Genomic DNA, 18119 nt, shown 5'->3' on the forward strand with positions numbered 1-18119 from the left:
CAGCGTGCCGATCAGCATCACCCCACTGACCGACCCCGACCGCGACCCGAACAGCCACCGGCTGGCCTGGCTGGCATCCGACGCCGACGCGATTCCCGTAGGGTCTGCCTTCCTGCGTCTTTTCACCCGTGACGGAGAAGACCACCGCGCCGAGCTGGAACTGAACGTGCACCCGGCCGAGCGACGCGAAGGCACCGGCTCTCTCCTGCTGGACGCAGCCGTGGCCGCCGCCCGAAGCGAGAACCGACGCTGTGTCATCACGCAGGCCGAAGCCGGATCGCCCGGAGACCGGTTCCTGGCGGCCAGGGGCTTCCGCAGGGTTCTCACTCTGACGTTCACCCGGTTGCCGCTCGCGACGGCGGACATCAGCGCCCTGACCGAGATCATCGAACGGCCGCATCCCGGCTACCGGCTGGACGCCTGGGACGGAACCGTCCCGGACGACCTCGCCGAGACGTTCGCCGCCTCACGTCGCGCCATGGACGACATGCCCATGGACGACACCGACTACGGCACGGTGAGCTGGGACGTCGATCGAGTCCGGACCGCGGCGCAAGCCGTTGAGAAGCGCGGCGACCTCCTGCACACCGTCGTCGCCGTCGACGAGTCCGACGGCTCGATCGTCGGATTCACCGAACTGGTCGTCCCCGGCGACGGCAGAGGTGACGCCCAGCACTACGGCACCGGTGTGCTCCCCGAGCACCGGGGGCATGACCTCGGCCGCTGGATGAAGGCAGAGGCGATCCGGCAGGCCCGTGAACGTCACCCGGCCCTCGGCGGCCTGCTGACCGACACCGCTGACAGCAACACCCACATGAGAGCCATCAACGACGCGCTCGGCTACGTGCCGACACACAAGACGTACGAGTACCAGCTCGATCTGTAGGAGGCTCCCGAGGACAGGGATCGTCAGGTCTTCAGCGGCCGGCGGTGAGCCGGGCGTCGATGGCAGGGCCCTGGTCGTGGATCCAGGCTTCGGCCCGAGGCAGCCGGTCCTTCACGCCCTCCTCCCAGAGGCGTTTGAACACCGGGTCGACGTCGGCGGCCGCGCGCATGTTGACGTGGAAGCGGTGGATCATGGCTGTCGCCGCGGGGACCAGGGCCCGACGCTGGGGCATGGTCATGCCGTAGACGTCGGCGAACCGGGCGACGCGGCGAGGGACGTCGAGGTCGGTGAACGCGGGCGCCCTGTCCTCGGGATGCAGCAGGGGCGCCCAGTAGTAGACGGCGTTGGCCAGATCGTCGACCCTCGTGGTCGGTTTGGCGAGGTCGAAGTCGATGAGCGCCGCGGGCAGGCCGTTTCGGAAGACGACGTTGCCGGGGCAGTAGTCGCGGTGACTCACCAGCAAGGGTTCCCCATCGGGGGTCGACGTCGTGTTTCGCGCTCCGGGGGTTCTTCCCCAGGCCGCGTCCGCAGGTGGCACCCAGCCGTGAGCGGCGTCATGAAGGCGGCGGATGAGCCGCGCAAGTTCGATCAGGACCTCTTCGCCCGCCGTGTACGGCGGCAGGGGTTCGCGGGGAACCTCGCCAGGAACGAACGAGAGCACCTCGCGGCCCTGGTCGTCGAGGCCCAGGGGAACCGGAGCGTCCGAGAAACCCGCAGCATGCAGGTGCGCCAGGTAGGCCTGGACCGTCGTGGTGAAGGGCCGGACCGGGCGGCGGACGGTGTCGCCCACCCGCACGATTCCCTCGGTGACACCATCGCCGACCAGTGGCTCTTCATCGCGTCGGCCGACCTTTGCCGGCGGTGGCCGGCGGTTCATCGGGTTCCACGACACCATCGTCGCTCTGCCGTACGGCTCATCAGGCAGGCAGGTGGGCGGGCTTTCCAGGGGACCACGAACGCGAGTCTGCCCCGATCGCACCGGAGTTGTCGACAACGTTTCCGGAAGCCACCCGACGGCACGATCACGAACGAGGGCCTGCGGCCGCTTTACGCCGTGGCCTGCCGACCATCGTGCGTGGGCCGGCAGGCCACGGGGTGAGGTGCTTACGCGCCGAGCTTGGAGGCCACGCTGCGCAGCCTCTCACGGGCGTCCGGGCTGAGCCGGTTGATCATCGGACGGCCGACCCGTCGCAGGATGCCGGGCTTCGCCGGCCGTCCGCCATCCGTAGAGGACGCCCCAGCGGGAGCGACGGCGCCTGATTTGTCGGTTAACCGGAGCCGGCCGTGGGCGTCGACCCGGACCTGGCCGATCTTCAGCTCGGGGCCGGCGTGGCCGTCCAGACGGGCGAACAGCCGCCAGGTGCCCGGGCGCAGGCCGGCGAAGGGGGACTGGCCGCCGTCGGTGGTGCGCAGGCGGATCCTGCCGCCGACCGGCTCCATCACAGCGGGCAGCGCGACGGAACCCGAGTCGTCGCCCTTGCCGCGCAGCACGAACCAGGCGCGGGTGGGGGCGGTGGCGGAGTGGGAGACGACCGCCAACTGGACGGCCAGCTCGCCGTCGTCGTCCGGCACGCGCGACACCTCACGCTTGGCGAGGGCGGTGCCCAGCTTCTTGCCGCTGCGGTCCACGTCCAGGCTGAGATTGCCCTGCGGGACGGTGAAGTACGGGATGGTGAGCTGGGCCGGCTTGCTCAGCAGCGCGGGCAGGCAGTGGCCGTCGACGTGGGCGGCGCGGTCGGCGCCGAGCCGGGCCTTGCGCACCAGGCCGAGGCCGCGCACCGGGACCCACACGTCCCACGCGCCGCGGGTCAGGGCGTCGCGGCCCCCCACCGCCTTCGGGTCGAGGTAAGCCGTGCCGCGCAACACGACCTGGCAGCGGACATCGCCGTCGGCGAGCCGCTCCAGCTCGTCGACGGAGGTTTCGAACTCCGCCGGACACGGCCACTCCACGGCGGTGTCGCGGTCGCGGATGCTCACCTCGGCCTTGAAGTCGTCCAGTTCGTCGGTGACGTCGACCAGTTCGCCGTCCGCCAGAACGCCCTGGTGGAAGTCCGGGTGCAGGTAGTACCGGTCGCCGCGGCGCAGCAGGGAGAGCGGAGCCCTGTCGTCCCCGTAAACCAGCCGGGCGCTGACGGTGACGACGATCCTGCCGTCCTCTTCCCAGGCCAGGTCTTCCAGGCGGGCGTGGCCCTTGACGGAGGCGGCCCGGCGGGCGATCTCCACCAGCCCTTGGCGCTGGTCGCGGCGGAGAAGGGTCGAGCGGATCCGAAGGACCGCGCCGAGGCCGTCGTGGACGCCGTCGTTGATGTAGCCGTCGGCGAGTTCCTTGACGGCGTCGACCATCTCGTCGAGGTATTCGGGGGCGTACTTCACGACGGAGGGCTCGCTGAGCCGGCCGAGCATCTCCACACGGTAGAAGCGGCGCAGCAGTCCTTCGCGGAACTCGCCCGGCTCGGTGTTGGCGTTGACGACGTCGAGGACCTCGCGCAGGTTGCCGTAGTAGCCGGACGGGATGATCTTGGCGGAGCCGGCGTTCTTGCCGTCGTCGCGCTTGGAGTAGTGGTAGCAGGTGTAGTCGCCGAGGATGGAGACCACCTTCGCGGGAAAGTACGTCTCCATCATGTAGAGCTGGTCTTCGAGGCGGCGCTTGCCCTCGGGGTAAGCGATCTTGTTCTCCCGCAGGAACTCCGTACGGAACATCTTGTGCGGGGTGAGGCTGTCGACCAGCGACGTGTCGTAGATGGTGCACTTTTCGCGGTTGACTCGGAAGACGCCGTGCGGGACGGCGCGGAAGTTGCTGGCGACCTTGCCGAAGACGATGTCCGAGCCGTTGCGGTGGCCCATCTCCCACAACCGCCGCAGGGCGTCGGGAGCCAGGTAGTCGTCCTGGTCGACGAAGTGCACGTACTCGCCGCGGGCCTCGGCCACGCCGATGTTGCGCGGCTTGCCCGGCCATCCGGAGTTGGGGATGTGGATGACGCGGACGTGGGAGTGCTCCGCGGCGAGCTTGTCCAGGCGCGCGGGGGTGTCGTCGCTCGACCCGTCATCGACGAAGAGCAGTTCGAGGTCCCCAGGCGCGAGGGTCTGGCCGAGGAGGGAATCGATGCAGGGCTCGATGTACTTGCCTGGGTTGTAGACCGGGACGATGACGCTCACCTTGGCTGACACCGCGAACCGCCTCCTGCGCATATGTATGACCAGCCCGTTCAGGCCGCATTCATAGTCGCGCCTTTGCGAGGCCATGCCTAATTAACCAACGAGCTAAAGACGCCTAGATCGCGAGAAAAGTTGTAAATGCCCACCAAATGTGATCTAGATCACATTTGGTGGGCATCTGTCACTGCTCTCCCGCCGTACGCACGGCCGGCGTGTGCGCCTGGAAGCGCCCGGATCGGCTATTCGGAGTCGCGTGAGCGCTGTCTGGCGCGGAACTGCTCGACGGGCAGGCCGCCCCAGCCCCAGTTCTCCGTCTCGACCTCGTCGATGACGACGAAGGTGGACTCCATCGGTTTGTCGAGCACGTCGAGCAGGAGTTTGCTCACGCCGTGAATGAGCGCGGCCTTCTGCTCGGGGGTGGCGGCGTCCGCGCCGGGTTCGGTTCCCTCACGGGTGATGTGAATCGTGACGACTGGCATCGTTCCGGTCCTGTCGGTTCGTCGGTCGTATGGGTCTACTCGGTGGCCGGCTGGGTGTGCTCAGTGGCCGGCGCTCTGGCCGCCGTCGATGTGCAGGATCTCGCCGGTCACGAAGGGCGCCGACTCGAGATAGAGCACGCCGTCGACGACGTCGCCGATCTCGCCCAGGCGGCCGACGGGGTGCAGGCCGGCGAGTGTCTCGTAGGTCTCGACGGCGTGCATCGGAGTCTTGATGACCCCGGGCGAGACGGCGTTCACCCGCACGCCCCGAGTCGCGTACTCGATGGCCAGTGAGGTCGTGGCGGCCGCCAGGCCGCCCTTGGTCAGCGAGGCGAGGACGGACGGCACGCTGGAGTTGGGGTGGTCGACGAAGCTGGTCGTGATGGTGACGATGTGACCGCCTCCCTGCTCGATCATGGGACCCAGTACGCGCTGGGTGATGTGGAAGAAGCCGGTGACGTTCACGCTGGTCGCTGTGGCGAAGTCGTCCTCGGTGTAGTCCGTGAACGGCTTCGCGATGAAGACGCCGGCGTTGTTGACCAGGGTGTCGATGCGGCCGAAGCGGCTGAGCGCCTCCGCGACCACGCGGTCGGCCGTGGCCGCGTCCGCGATGTCGCCTTGCACGGTCACGACGTCCGCGTCCATGGAGGGCGTGATCGAGCGTGAGGTGGCGACGACTCCGTAGCCGAGCTTTCGGTAGGCGTCGACCAGGCCGGCGCCGATGCCCTGTGATGCTCCCGTGATCACAGCGACCTTCTGTCCTCGGTCGGTACCCATGGTTGAGACTCCTTTTCAGATGAGGGAATGTGATCTGCCGATCCTTGAGACGACCGGTCTACTATTAAGCTAGACGACTGGTCGTATACTCGCAACCATGGGACGTACCAGTGACGCGAGAGACAAGATCCTCTCGGCGGCGCAGACACTGATCGAACAGCGTGGCTACACCGCCTTGGGGGTCGCGGAGATCTGCGCCGCGGCGGGCGTGCCGAAGGGCAGCTTCTACCACTTCTTCGAGTCCAAGCAGGCTCTCGCGCTCACCGTGATCGACGAGCACTGGACCGAACAACGCCGGCAGTGGACCGGGTTGCTCGGCGCCGACCGTCCCCCGCTGCAGCGGTTGCGGGACCTGTTCGAGGCGACCGAGAAGGTGCAGCGCATCGGTCAACAGGACAACGGCACCGTCGTCGGCTGCCTGTTCGGCAACCTCGCCCTGGAGCTCAGCAACCAGGCCGACGACGTGCGACACCGGCTGCAGGAAATCTTCGACGAACAGATCAAGCTGATCGAGAAGGTGGTCGCCGAGGCGCACGAGCGTGGCGACACCGCCGCCACGGTGGACACCCACACCGCCGCGCAGTCCATCGTGGCCCAGTTGGAGGGCCAGGTGCTGTTCGCGAAACTGCTCAACGACCCCGGCCAGATCGAGGCGATGTGGCGCAACTGCCTGGCGTTGCTGGGCGTCGTGGACCCCGATCCGACGCGGCCGGGAGTCGCCGGGAGCGCCTGACGCGGCGGCCTCGAGGTCGCCCGGGGCTACGCCGTACCGACGATGCGGTTCTCCCAGGCCCAGGCGGCGATCTCGACCCGGTTGCGCACCCCGAGCTTGGCCTGGATGCCGGACAGGTGGCTCTTGACCGTGCTCAGCGAGATGAACAACTCCGCGGCGATCTCCTGGTTGGTGCGCCCGCCGGCGATGGCCCGGACGACCTCGGTCTCCCGTTCGGACAGCGCCCGCGTGGGCCGGCCGGTGGCCGGTGTCGCCGCGGCCGCCAGACGGCGCAGCAGCCGTACGGTGACCGACGGCGAGACCAGGGCGTCCCCGACGCTTGCGGCCCGGACGGCCTCGACGAGCAGGACGGGGCCGGCGTCTTTCAGGATGAAACCGACGGCCCCGCCACGCAGCGCACCGTAGATGTACTCGTCGAGGTCGAAGGTGGTGACCACGACCACCCGCAGCGGATCCGGGACACCTGGGCCGGCCAGGGCGCGGGTGACCTCGATGCCGTCGAGCCGGGGCATCCGGATGTCCACGAGGCACACGTCCGGGCGCAGCCGCCGGGCAAGGGCGACCGCCTCGACGCCGTCCGACGCCTCCGCGACCACGCTGATGTCGGGCTGGTCTTCGAGGATGATCCGCAGGCTGCCGCGTACCATCGCCTGATCGTCGGCCAGCAGCACTTTGATGGTCATCGGGGCTCCCGAGCGGGGACGGGCAGGGTGGCGAGCACGGACCAGCCGGCCCCGGGGCGCGGGCCGGCGCACAGCGTGCCGCCGAGGATCTCGACGCGTTCACGCATCCCGACCAGGCCGTACCCGCCGCGGTGGTGGTACCGGACCGGGGCCGGTGCCGCGTCGTCGACGACCTCGACGGTGACGGCCTGCCGATCCTGGGTGACGCTGACCGTGACCGAACGGGCATGCCGGGCGTGACGGACGATGTTGGTCAACGATTCCTGGACGACCCGGTAGACGGTGCTGGTCACTTCGGGTGGCCATACCGATTCGTCGTCGGGCAACCGCAGGCGTACCTCGGGGCCGTGCCCGTCGAAGCGTTTGACCAGGTCGCTGAGTTGTTCCGGGCCGGGTGTCGCGGGGGCCGCGTCGTCGGTGTCGCGCAGAAGGCCGACCACGCGGCGCATCGCGGCCAGCGCGTCGGAACCGGCGGCCTCGATGTCTGCCAATGAGCCTTCGAACCTCTCCGGGTGCTTACGGGTGACGAGCCGGGCGGCCTGGGCCTGGACCACGATGCCGGTGATGTGATGGGCGACCACGTCGTGCAGTTCTCTGGCCAACTGCAGGCGTTCGTCCCGGCGCACCTTCTCGGCGACGGCCCGGCGGCGGTTGTCGAGTTGCCGAAGGAACAACCCGATCGCGAGGGCGGCGAGCCATCCCGCGCCGTTCAGCCGGGGCACCGCGCCGGAGGAGTCCGGAGGGGTGGCGAGCCAGGTGCCGGCGACCACCGCGAACCCCGCGGACGCGATGGCGCCGGCCGATGGGACAGGAAGCCACCTGATCGCCGATCCCACGAGAACGGACAGAGCCAAAGTCATGGCGGGGCCGGGTTCGGCGGGCAGATGGACGAACCGGGTGGCCAGGATGGCGACCGCCGCGACGGCCAGGCCCGCGATCGCCGCCCACGCCCGGTCACGCCGGCGCACCAGGGCGATCACGCACACCACGGCTCCGGCGGCGCAGTCGAACTGCCAGTAGCCGCCGCCCCAACTGTCCGCGATGCCGACGGCCGTGACGGCGAGCACCGCGGCGAACACGACGCCGAGCCCGGCATCGACCGCGATCCCGGCCAGCCGCTCCCGTACGTTCACACCGCCCAGGCTACGAGAATCCGTACGCGCACCGAATCGGCCGAAAGTACGGTCATGCTTCCGTCCGGTCGGGGAGTACGGTCGTGCTTCCGTCCGGTGGGGTTCCGCCCGAGGACGTCCTCCGCCGATGCCCGTCACGCCTGCGCCAGCGCGAGCAACACGGTCGCGGCCATGGCCAGCATGACTCCGAGGGTCTGCACCGGCGCCATCCGCTCCTTCAACGCGGCACGCGACAGGACGATCGTGGCCAGGGGATAAAGGTTGACCAGCACGGAGACGACGGCGAGGCTGCCGGACCGCAGTGCCAGCAGGAGCAGGGCGTTGGCGGCCCCGAGCAGGACGCCGGCCGTGACGCCCAGTGCGCGGCTCCGGCCGGGAGACGGCAGACGCGATTGATCCGCATCGGTGTCCAGCAACGACAGGACGTACCGGACCCGGACGCTGCCGGAGGACAGGGCCAGGAGAGGCGCCAGCACGATCAGGCCCACCGCGCTTTCGACGAGTCCGGACGTGAGACCCGACTCGCTCGGCGCGAAGTCCAAAGAGACGATGGAAAGACCCAGGCTGATGCCGGCGACCACGGAGAGCACCACGGTTCGTAGGCGCACCCGTACCCGCGCGGGGCCGGCCCCCCGCTGGGCCGAGATCAGGATTCCGCTCGCGACGGCCAGGCATACGGCGACCCAGGACCAGAACGTCAGACGCTCGCCGCGTGCGATGGCCACGGCGATCGGCACGGCGGATTCGAGAACGGCGATCAGCGGCGACACGAGGCTCATCGGCCCGACGGCCAGCGCCGCGTAGAACATCAGGAATCCGACGATCGCGAAGACGCCCGCGGCCGACCCTGAGAGCACCGAGGCGGACGACCATGCCCCGTCGCCCAGGGCCACCATGATCGCGAGGATGAACGTGGAGAGCAGATAGATGATCGCCGTCGTCGGTACGACACGGAGGCGCATCGCCGCGAAGCCGCCGAGGAAGTCGGACACGCCGAAGGCGATCGCTGACAGCAGCGCGAGCGAGACGCCCAGGATCACGTAACCACTGTACGGGGAATGATGGTTACACCGCCAGGTGAATCCGGCCGACGCCACACGGTCAGGCGTGTGGAAAGTCGTCCCGGGTGCGCTGGAGGTAGCGGTAGACCTCGTCATCTGCGCGCGTAGCAGCGATCTTGTTCGTGGCGAGGTTGATCGTTGCGTTCCCGGCCATCGACAGCGCCGCCCACGACGCGACCTGGAGACCGAGTGGCCAGGAGAACGGCTCAGACATGGGCAGAACCGTTGCCGCCGCCCCGGCCGTCACGGCCACGAACGCGAAAACGCCGCTACGCACCCACGTCATCTTGCTTGCCTTGGCCGCTTTGTCGAGGTCGCCGATCGCGTCTCGCAACTCCAGGCGCATTCCCTCCATGACCTCGTGCGGATTCTCGCCGTAATACCGCGCGAGGTTGAACTGCATCTTCCGAAGCTCGTGCATCACGCGGCGTCGTTCGTCGTCGTAGCGCGTTCGAAAGGCGATCACCTTCTCGAGGTCGGTGCCCGGAGCGGGCATGGGGAGCAGGTCGCCCAAGTCCACTTCCAGACAGGGGCCCGCGCCCTCATTCGCGGATGGTGCGTTCACGGCCCAGAAGAACTCTTTGTCGGTGGTGTAGGTGGACCGCGTCGGCCCGGTGGCGCCCTTCCCCGCGGCGGCGCGTACGAGATGGTCGGCGGCGACCGCGAAGATCATGTGACGAAGCTTCGTATCGACCCACACTTCGGTCACCTGGTCATCCGCGGATCGTGCCCGTGCCAGCCCTTCTTCGAGCAGTAGCCGGGTCCAGGCCGGGGGGAACCTGCTCACCGAATACCAGTTGCTGACGGCGTCGGCCGCTGGATCCTCCTCCGGCGGTACCAGATCTTCGCGCGACACGTGCTTCAGCAGGCGGTCGAGTTCCGTTTCGAACGTGGAGTGGAGTGCACTCGGGTATCCCCATAGCGAGATCGGCTCATACAGCCCGGACTCCGCCAGCCGTAACAGCGTCCTGCTGCGTTCGGTCCGCTCCGCATACCGGCGCCATTCGTGGGGTGCGATGCTCGCCACCGAATCCCAGTAGAGAACGGCCTGGAACAACGCAGACTCCGGCGGCGTCATGCCGGGGTAGTAGAGCATCTGCGGCATTGCTTTCCTCCCAGCCGAGGAATTCGAATGCGGCGACAGTCGGTCGCTCCGCCGAGCAACCACTATGCGTCCGCACCACTGACGGCGCCACGCAGGCGACAAGAAATGTCGGCACCTGCCTTCTGCGGTGCGGCTTTGCGGTGCGGCTTTTGCGGGCGGCTTGGGGTACGGCCCTGCGGTGTGGCTTGGCGGTGTGGCTTTTGCGGGGCCTTGCCGTACGGCCTTGCAGTGTGGCTTTTGGGTGCGGCCCGCTCAGTACCATGCGGTCAGCCCGGCCGCCCCCGCTCCATTCTCGGAGGCGTGGCGGAGGACGCCGAGCGGTCGATCGAGCAGTTCGGCCACATCGAAGTCCGGACTCTCCCCGAGCCCGGACATCCATTCGTCGATGCGCGCAAGAACCGCGGCACGCTGAGGCGCGGTGAGCGCCAAGGCGGCCTCGGCCAGCGGCAACACTTGACGGACCTCTTCAGCGGTGAGCAGGAAGTCGCCCAACCAACCGGGTGACGATGAGACCCCTTCGGCCTCGAGCCCGTACCGCAGGGCCACCGCCGGCCTGACCTTGCGGACTGCCGTGACGTACAGACCCGGGCCCTCCTCCGCCGGATAGAGCGCCATGAGCGCATCGCGCACGGTGTCCGGGATCGGTCCGTGGCTGAGGATCAGGTCGATCAGGCGGCCGGCCGCCGAGGTCGGTTGACCGGGCTGCGATGTGAAGGACACTTCGCGATCATCGGCATGGCCCGGAATCGCAGGTCGTCTGCCGGCCGGGGAAGCGAACCGTTCCGACAACGGCACGGCCTCGTCGCCGGGGATGACGCCGACGATCCACACTCCCGTGGAACTCACCATGTGCTCCCGGCCGCTCAGGCTGTCAACATGCCGGATCTTGCCATACGGACGCACTGTCGTGAGCCCTCGATCGAGCCACCCGTAACCGCCGCTTTCCGGCGGGTGTGGTCCACTGGTCAGGGGGAGCTGCGAGATGAGCGCGCCACAGCGGTGGTCCATCACAACGCGCATCACTCTGTTCACCGGCGTGGTGGCGGCTCTGCTCTCTGCGCTGCTCGCCACGACGCTCATGATCGCCATCAACCGGGTCGCCACGGACTTCCTCACCGACGAACTCGCGGCGAACGCCGGGCGTGTGGCCACGGCGGTGGAGCAGGGCCGGATCCCCTATCCCCTCGCGTACCACCAGTCCCGCAACATGCAGGTCGTCGACTCACGGGGCCGGGTCGTCGCCGCCACCAAGGCACTACAGGGCCAGCCGCGCATGGCGAAGTTCACCTCCGACGGCAGGACGAGCGCGACCTCCGTCGTATGCGGCGGGGTCTTCCCGATGGGGGAGTGCAACATCGTGGTCGCGAGATCGGCCCGCTACGGCGGTGAGAGCTGGATCATCTACAGCGCCTCCCCAGTGACGCCCACGTGGGTCGATCCGCGGCTGGCCGCGCTGGTGGGAGGGAGCGCGGTGACGCTCGCCGCCGCGGTCACCTACCTCGGCCACCGGATCGCCAAGGCGTCCCTCAGGCCGGTGAGCGCCATCCAGGCGGAACTCGAGGAGATCAACGCCAGCTGTCCTGATCGCCGGGTGCCCGTGCCATCCAGCCAGGACGAGATCCACGCTCTCGCGGAAAGCGTCAACCACACTCTGAGCCGGTTGGAGGCCGCGTTGCTACAGCAGCGCCAGTTCGTCTCCGACGCGTCCCACGACCTGCGCAGTCCGATCGCCGCGATGCAGGCCGAGGTGGAGGATGCTCTGATCGCACCCCAGGAGACCAGCGTGCCCAAGCTGGGTGTGGCCGTTCTGGACGATCTCAAGCGGCTGCAGGCGATCGTGCATGATCTGCTGACCATCGCCCGCCTGGACTCCGGGATGCCCGGCGCGCGCGAGCCCGTCGACCTTGCCATCCTTGTCTCCAACGAGTTGCGGACGCGTCGCCCGGCCAAGCAGATCGAGTCGGCGCTCGAACCTGGCGTGCTTGTCGTGGGCGACCGTTCACGGCTGATCCGCGTGTTCACCAACCTCATCGACAACGCTCAGCGGCATGCGGAAAGCACGATCACCGTGAACGTACGGCGGGAGCCGGGGGACGATCAGCACTTCGCAAACGGCGTCGCGGTGCTGGAGGTCATCGACGACGGCCCCGGCATCGATCCGGACAAGCGCGAACTGGTCTTCCAGCGCTTCATCCGGCTGGACGCCGCCCGCACCAAGGACGCCGGCGGTGCGGGGCTGGGTCTGGCGATCGCCCGGCAGATCGCCGAGAACAACGGGGGGACCCTCCGGATCGAAGACAGCCCTCGCGGCGCACGCTTCGTCCTCCGGCTTCCGGCCGCGCCGGGGAGCCGTGAGGCCGATGAGCCGGCGTCGTCGTACGACATGCTCAATTGGCGCGACTGAGGCTGTGCGTGAGGACGTATGGTCCTTGTCGTGCCTGGCTTCATTCAGCGCCCGAGTGCGCGCCTGCTCGTTGCGGACGATCACGACCGGCTTCTGCTTTTCAGTAGCGTGGACGCCACGTGGTTCACCCCTGGCGGGGGTATCGACGATGGCGAGCCGCTCACGATGGCGGCGGTGCGTGAGCTGCGCGAAGAGACCGGCTATCAGGTGGAGCCAGAGGAACTGGGCCCGGTCGTGGCCACGACCTCGGGTCACTGGAGGGCGGGCTGGGACGGCCAGATCCGGTTCTCGGTCGAGTCGTACTTCTTCCTGCGGGTGCAGGAGTTCGCTCTGGACAGCGCGGGGCTCGATCGCTACGAGCTCGATTTCATCACCGGGCATCGATGGTGGTCACTGGCTGAGCTTCAGACCACAGAGGAGAACGTCGTCCCGTGGGGTCTGGCCGGGCTAATGGAGCGGCTCTACGCGGGCGAGATCCCGGCAGAGCCGGTCCGGCTTCCCTGGCATCACCCCGAGTTCGCTCACCTGGCCGACGCGTAGTCACCTCGGGTGCGGGGAAGTCCGTACGCCTCAACGGCCGTGTACGGATTTCGAGCGGTTGCGCCTTCGTGTGATCAAAGGTCGGGATCGCATATCTCTTCGTGGTTCCCCTGCCCCGCCGTACGTTCGGGCGAAGGTGCACAGCGGCGCATCCGCTTTAGGAGAGCGCGGTCGGTATTTGTCTCTCGTTGCGGATGATCTGCAAGAACGCCCTCTAAGGCGCTCGCTATTCGCGTGATCATCCCGTCCATGTCCCGCATCGCCGTGGGTCACTCGCGTCATCGATCCGGTGGTGACGTTCGTCGGGTATATGTGTCTTTGATCCGCAATGCGGATGCCTCGGCTGCCGCTCATATCCCGCCGGCGCCCGAATCGGGAGTAGTGATACCCATGTCTTTGTCGCGCAGGGCGTTCGTTGCCCCAATACTGCCGTCCCTTAACGCCGGTTCGAGCGTCATCGAATCCATCCTTCGCCTGACTCAGGCCGGTTGGAACCGGGCGGATATGTTCCCCCCCCCTTCTGGCAACTCCGTCTCAATTTGGGCTTGACTTTTACCTTTCATGACGTACCGTTTACTTTGACGTAGGAGCACACGTCACGCTGCACCCTCGAACAGGCGCCGACCTGGATGAGGTACGGGATATGCCCGCACGAGCGCCGTAGAGCGCTGAGGCTGACCCAGCAGAGTGGAGATGTGACTTCAGCGCTCCCTGCTCACGGGCCGGATCCGTGTCGTGGGGAAGCGAGGGCCGGTTCGGCGTCTCCGGTTCCCGCGTGTGTTCTCCGCGGGAGAGGTTCCCGCGGTGCTGGGAGCCGAGGAGGCAACCACAGTGTCGTCGAACAACATTCTGCAGCCGAGCCCGGACGGGCTCTCTAAGCCCATCAGGCATGTCCCGCCGATTCCGGAGCCGTCCGACCATCGGGCCCTCCGTGCGGCTCTTAAGAAGCACGGCATGAGCGATCGTGCCGCGGGTGCCATCTCCACCATCTGGACCAACCCGGGCGCTGTCCTGCCCCAGGTCACCAACCCGCAGCGGCGTAGGGTCCCCGGCGGATACATGCTGGTGGTCTCGGGACAGGTCTACACGGCGCGGCTCATGCCGGACCCTTACAACCCTCGCAATGCTGACCAGGTGCAGTTCGCGCTGGCCGGCGCCGAGGGTGCCCCGCCTGCCGTGCTCGTGTCAGCAGTTGAACATGGCGTCGGGGAGATGGCCGTCCAGGTTCCGACTCCTGACGTGCTCATCGGTCAGCTTGCGTGGGCGGTTCAGAACACGCGTCTCCGGAACACCCCCCACCCCAGCATCGAGGCTCAGGGGATCATGGATCCGCCGATCGGGGTGGCGACGACGTTCTTCTTCGAGGGGGATGAGGCTGCACCGATCACCGTCCCTCTGGTGAGGGAAGGCTCCAGCCGTGTTTCTCACGGCCACCGGTATCTCGATGTCAGCGTCGACGACGTGCTGTACAACCTGCCGCGCAGCGCCAGCGCCATGGACAGCCACATCTCCCGGCTCAACGGCTACGCCGATAAGCCTGCTGACGAGATCGAGCTGACCGAACAGGCGGCGGTGCGGTGCGCGGTCACCGAATTCGAGCTGATCATCGGTGTAGAGCCGGACATCCCTGGGACACTCGATCTCTCCCAGGCGATCAAGGCGAGGGTCGCGCAGGACCATCTCAACCCCAAGACGAAGTGGTCGACAGCGTCCAAGAACACCTCCCTGGCCGAGGAGTGCTTGCTCTCAGCCCTCAAGGCGGGCGTCATCGGGTCCGAAGATGAGGCGAAGTGGCTCGGCGGCTACCTCACCCGTGCGGCGGCCTCCACGCGCAAGATTCCGCCGTACGGCGATGATCGAGCCGCGTGGATCATTCACATGTTCACGACGAACGAGAAGACGGCGCACGACGCGATCCGTGCACCGATCGCACTTGTCCTGACGGAGGACGAGGACGCATCCACGCGCAAGCGAGCTGTCCGCGTCGAGGGAAACACCAAGCTTCCCCTGGGTATCGAGGTGGTCTCCCGCGAGCTGCACGGTCACCCTCTCTTCTCGGAGGCGAAGGTCACCCAGTTCCGCAACGCTCTCAAGGACGCTCTGCCTCGCAACCTCAGCACTCGGGGACCGTGGAAGCGCACCAAGCGAACTCCTCAGGCCCTGTGGGAGGCCGCGGCTAAGGAACTGGTCGACGGTATGCCTGGCGGCCCGGCAGGGACCGAGCTGTGGGTGCGCGCCGCCTACGTGCTGTGCAAGCACGGGATGATCGGAGGTCCGCGTCACGACCAGGGGGAAAGGAGCGACCGGCGTCCCGCTGGGGAAGTCATCGAGGCGCTTCTGACAACCGGCGCCGGGCTCCGGCATCTGCGTCAGAGCCTGGAAGACGACCGGGCGGGTCTGCGGCCACGGCGGGTCAACGAGCAGGGGCAGCCGATGAAGACCGCGGCGGGCGACGACGTCGTGATCAACAGTGAGTTCCTGCGCGAAAAGCTCGCTCCCAAGGACGGCGTGGTGGAGGTTCCGATCACGCCGGAGGACGGGGCATACAAGCGCTTCAGGGCCGCCATGGAGAACGTGAAGAAGAATGTCCGCTTGCTGGAGGACAGCATGCGCAATCTGGCCGGCGTCCACATGCCGGACGAAGAGATTCCCTTGGTGGAACAGACCGGAAAGCCGGACATTCTCCTTCTCCGGGAGGAGCTCAAGGCCATGGCCGAGACCGCAGACACGTGGCTGATCGCAGTCATGGAAGCCCAGGGCGGCAACCTCGTCGACGAAGAAAACGAGTCGGACGCGGAGGCCTCCTGATGAAGAGGATGGTCTACACGGCGCTCACCCAGATCGCGGGGACCCGCCTCCAGCGGACGATGCCCCTGCCATTGCGGCCGGTTCCGGAGCACCTTCCGGACCTGTCCCGTGCGGTGTACATCACTGAGGACGAGGACGGCAAGATCTGCTACGTCGGGTCCGTCTACCGGCCGGCTGATCCGAACGGTCTCGCCAGCCACATCGGGGAGTACCTGCGGGATGATCCGCGGACGGGCAAGTGGAGCAGGATCTACGTGCTGCCCTTGCGCCCAGATACCTCCGAGGTCGACGTACGGCGGTTGGGGGGAGAGGTCGCCGGATGGCTTCTCCCGTACGACCGGGAGCGCTGGCCGCAGGCCAGCTGAGCCACAGATCTGAAGGGGGTGAGCTGCTCAGGCAGCTCACCCCCTTTCTGCAGAGGCCGGAGACCATCTCTATTTACGGTCCTGCCGCCTCTTGAAGCAGATGGCCGTGAGGGCCGACCCGCTAGCGGCTCGGCAGCATGTCCCGGCAACCGGGATGCTGAGACAGCCAGACGCGTCCGTGCGATAGTGCATGGGCGATGAACAGGACAGCATTAACGAAAAGATCCACATCGCTCTCGATGGGTAGGCATTCTCCCAGCTTGGCCGGAGGTCATGCCGTGATCGTCTGCGGCTTGGCGTGGCGTGATAGTGCTTATGGCGACTTGCCGGATCAGCAGGCCTACCCATAATGATCATTAGGCTGCACAATTCACTGCGTGCGCACATATGTCGGAGTCACGGACGGCAGCTGGTATCACTTCCTTGCAGACCGCCCGGCCTTGAGCGAAGCCAACTTCTGGCGCCCGTCGGGCGGTATGCAGTTCCGCGCGCTCAAGCCCGGAGAGCCGTTCTTCTTTAAAACCCACCACGAAGACAAGCGGGTCGTCCGCCGAGGGCCCTATAACCGCGTGGTTGGCGGCGGCTTCTTTGATGCCTTCGAGCCGCTGCCTCTCTCGGAGGCCTGGCAGATCTTCGGTGAGGCCAACGGCGCTGCCGACATGGAGCAGATGAGACGGCGGATCAGTCAGTACCGCAAGCAACCGATAGCCGAGGGTGAAGATCCCTTCATCGGCTGCATCTTGCTCCGGGACACTTGCTTCTTCAGCCCTCCTGCGCCCGCTCCTCCCGACTTCGCCCCCAATATTGTTCAGGGCAAGGGCTATGACCTGGCCGCTCCCGAGTCCGGATACTTTCGTGAACTGGTTGCTCGCCTGCTCGACGGCCGCCAGGTCGAGGGCGATCCCGTGCAATCATGGTCGCGCGAAGGCCCAGTTTTTGGTGATCCCCGGTTGACCCCACAGCGCCTCGGACAGAGGGCTTTTCAAGCAGTCGTCCTCAACGCCTACCATCGACAATGCGCGATCACCGGCAGCAGAATCGTCCCTGCTCTCCAAGCCGCTCACATCCGCCCGGTCAGCTCCGGCGGTCAACATCGCCTGGACAATGGCATTCTGTTGCGTTCAGACGTGCACACTATGTTTGATCGTGGCTATCTGGGCGTCGATGCGGAGTATCGGCTGTGCGTAAGTCCACGCCTGCGAGAACAGTTCGGCAATGGTGATGAGTTCTATCGGCGTGCCGGAGCTGTGATCGCGCTACCCGATGAGCGGCATGGCCGCCCTGATCGTGACGTTTTGGGATGGCATCTAAGAGAGGTGTTTTTATCCTCCTGAGGACTGTCCGCAGGACGCCGCCAGACGCTGAAATCTGCCGGTCGGCCTCCCTGGATAGCCACGTCTCGGCCTGCTTTACCTGCTTCTCGTCCTCGCCCCGCCCCCCACGTGACAAGAGTGAAAGCGCACGTAGCCTGCCGTCCTCAGCGTCGGCTGTGCGTGAGCCGAACGTCACGAGCGAGCCGACGCCCGCTCCCCAGTTTGAACAGCGCCTCGTGATCGGACTTCCGCCTATCGGCCGAAGCCGGGTGTGTCACCGTTGCTTCAATAACATGGCCAGGCACGCTTCACTCGGCTGACGTCACCTTATCGAGCCACAGTCGGCGGCTGAAACCGCCTCGCTGGGCCCGCTTGTGGTGTGCTGCCTCCTGAACCTGCTCGTCGGAGAATCCGAAGGTTCCGGCGAGGGCTGCTAGGACCTCATAGAGGTCAGCAAGTTCTCCTAGGCGATCATCTGGACCGGCTTGTCGCAGTTCTTCGGCCTCTTCGGCGAGCTTGGCTGTCAGCGCGGGGACAAGCTCTGACTTATCAAGTACGCGGACCTTGGCTGTCCGGCCGTTGGCTTCGATGATTTCGGGGATCCGATCACGGACCAGCTTGCCGTAGATGATCGTCTGTTCTTGGCTCAAAATGTCGTCCTTCTGGCCGATACTGC

The 18119-nt window shown here is 67.0% G+C and carries 17 protein-coding genes; 7 read left to right on the forward strand and 10 right to left on the reverse strand.

The features are described from left to right. Positions 1–4 precede the first annotated feature (4 nt). Entirely contained in the window at positions 5–886 is an 882-nt protein-coding gene (locus Pmi06nite_RS37265) for a GNAT family N-acetyltransferase (RefSeq protein WP_203957938.1), read from the forward strand. Positions 887–917: 31 nt separating this feature from the next. Here Pmi06nite_RS37265 and Pmi06nite_RS37270 read toward each other — a convergent pair whose 3' ends face one another. The 4 genes from Pmi06nite_RS37270 to Pmi06nite_RS37285 form a co-directional block, all read right to left on the reverse strand. Then, entirely contained in the window at positions 918–1676 is a 759-nt protein-coding gene (locus tag Pmi06nite_RS37270) for a phosphotransferase enzyme family protein (protein WP_239114467.1), read from the reverse strand. A 314-nt stretch (positions 1677–1990) separates the two neighbouring features. Continuing rightward, positions 1991–4054, reverse strand: a complete 2064-nt coding sequence (locus Pmi06nite_RS37275) for a glycosyltransferase family 2 protein (RefSeq protein ID WP_203957940.1) — start codon at positions 4052–4054, stop codon at positions 1991–1993. A 227-nt stretch (positions 4055–4281) separates the two neighbouring features. Continuing rightward, the gene (locus tag Pmi06nite_RS37280) at positions 4282–4521 is read right to left on the reverse strand and encodes a tautomerase family protein (protein ID WP_203957941.1); all 240 of its coding nucleotides are present in this window, start codon (positions 4519–4521) and stop codon (positions 4282–4284) included. A 60-nt stretch (positions 4522–4581) separates the two neighbouring features. After that, positions 4582–5298 (reverse strand): SDR family NAD(P)-dependent oxidoreductase, encoded by a 717-nt coding sequence (locus Pmi06nite_RS37285; RefSeq protein ID WP_203957942.1) that lies wholly within the window; start codon positions 5296–5298, stop codon positions 4582–4584. A gap of 97 nt (positions 5299–5395) precedes the next feature. Between Pmi06nite_RS37285 and Pmi06nite_RS37290 the strand changes: the two genes are divergently transcribed. Continuing rightward, positions 5396–6031: a TetR/AcrR family transcriptional regulator gene (locus Pmi06nite_RS37290; protein ID WP_203957943.1), complete on the forward strand. Its 636-nt coding sequence runs from the start codon at positions 5396–5398 to the stop codon at positions 6029–6031. Positions 6032–6057: 26 nt separating this feature from the next. Here Pmi06nite_RS37290 and Pmi06nite_RS37295 read toward each other — a convergent pair whose 3' ends face one another. From Pmi06nite_RS37295 to Pmi06nite_RS37315, 5 genes are all read right to left on the reverse strand, one after another. Next, positions 6058–6714: a response regulator gene (locus Pmi06nite_RS37295; RefSeq protein ID WP_203957944.1), complete on the reverse strand. Its 657-nt coding sequence runs from the start codon at positions 6712–6714 to the stop codon at positions 6058–6060. Next, positions 6711–7847, reverse strand: coding sequence for a sensor histidine kinase (locus Pmi06nite_RS37300; protein ID WP_239114468.1), 1137 nt, complete (start codon positions 7845–7847; stop codon positions 6711–6713). The genes Pmi06nite_RS37295 and Pmi06nite_RS37300 overlap by 4 nt, the downstream gene beginning before the upstream one ends. A gap of 134 nt (positions 7848–7981) precedes the next feature. Next, a complete protein-coding gene (locus Pmi06nite_RS37305) occupies positions 7982–8887 on the reverse strand; it encodes a DMT family transporter (protein WP_203957945.1) in 906 nt (301 codons plus the stop codon). 61 nt (positions 8888–8948) lie between these two features. Beyond that, positions 8949–10076, reverse strand: coding sequence for a hypothetical protein (locus Pmi06nite_RS37310; protein WP_203957946.1), 1128 nt, complete (start codon positions 10074–10076; stop codon positions 8949–8951). Positions 10077–10265: 189 nt separating this feature from the next. Further along, complete coding sequence (locus Pmi06nite_RS37315) at positions 10266–10733, reverse strand: hypothetical protein (protein WP_203957947.1); 468 nt, start codon at positions 10731–10733, stop codon at positions 10266–10268. Positions 10734–10995: 262 nt separating this feature from the next. Here Pmi06nite_RS37315 and Pmi06nite_RS37320 point away from each other — a divergent pair, with 262 nt between their 5' ends. From Pmi06nite_RS37320 to Pmi06nite_RS37340, 5 genes are all read left to right on the forward strand, one after another. Next, positions 10996–12417, forward strand: a complete 1422-nt coding sequence (locus Pmi06nite_RS37320) for a sensor histidine kinase (RefSeq protein ID WP_203957948.1) — start codon at positions 10996–10998, stop codon at positions 12415–12417. 30 nt (positions 12418–12447) lie between these two features. Next, positions 12448–12957: an NUDIX hydrolase gene (locus Pmi06nite_RS37325; protein ID WP_203957949.1), complete on the forward strand. Its 510-nt coding sequence runs from the start codon at positions 12448–12450 to the stop codon at positions 12955–12957. An 804-nt stretch (positions 12958–13761) separates the two neighbouring features. Next, on the forward strand, positions 13762–15765 hold the full coding sequence (locus tag Pmi06nite_RS37330; RefSeq protein WP_203957950.1) for a hypothetical protein: 2004 nt from the start codon (positions 13762–13764) through the stop codon (positions 15763–15765). Next, positions 15765–16130, forward strand: a complete 366-nt coding sequence (locus Pmi06nite_RS37335; protein WP_203957951.1) for a hypothetical protein — start codon at positions 15765–15767, stop codon at positions 16128–16130. Before Pmi06nite_RS37330 ends, Pmi06nite_RS37335 begins: the two co-directional genes overlap by 1 nt. Before the next feature lie 377 nt (positions 16131–16507). Continuing rightward, complete coding sequence (locus Pmi06nite_RS37340) at positions 16508–17464, forward strand: HNH endonuclease (RefSeq protein ID WP_203957952.1); 957 nt, start codon at positions 16508–16510, stop codon at positions 17462–17464. A gap of 287 nt (positions 17465–17751) precedes the next feature. On the opposite strand, the gene Pmi06nite_RS37345 is transcribed toward Pmi06nite_RS37340, so the two are convergent. Continuing rightward, positions 17752–18093 carry a nucleoside triphosphate pyrophosphohydrolase gene (locus Pmi06nite_RS37345; RefSeq protein ID WP_203957953.1) on the reverse strand — a complete coding sequence of 114 codons (342 nt, stop codon included), beginning with the start codon at positions 18091–18093 and terminating at the stop codon, positions 17752–17754. Positions 18094–18119 lie beyond the last annotated feature (26 nt).

This window comes from Planotetraspora mira, assembly GCF_016863275.1.
In the GTDB taxonomy this organism is placed as follows: Bacteria; Actinomycetota; Actinomycetes; order Streptosporangiales; family Streptosporangiaceae; genus Planotetraspora; species Planotetraspora mira.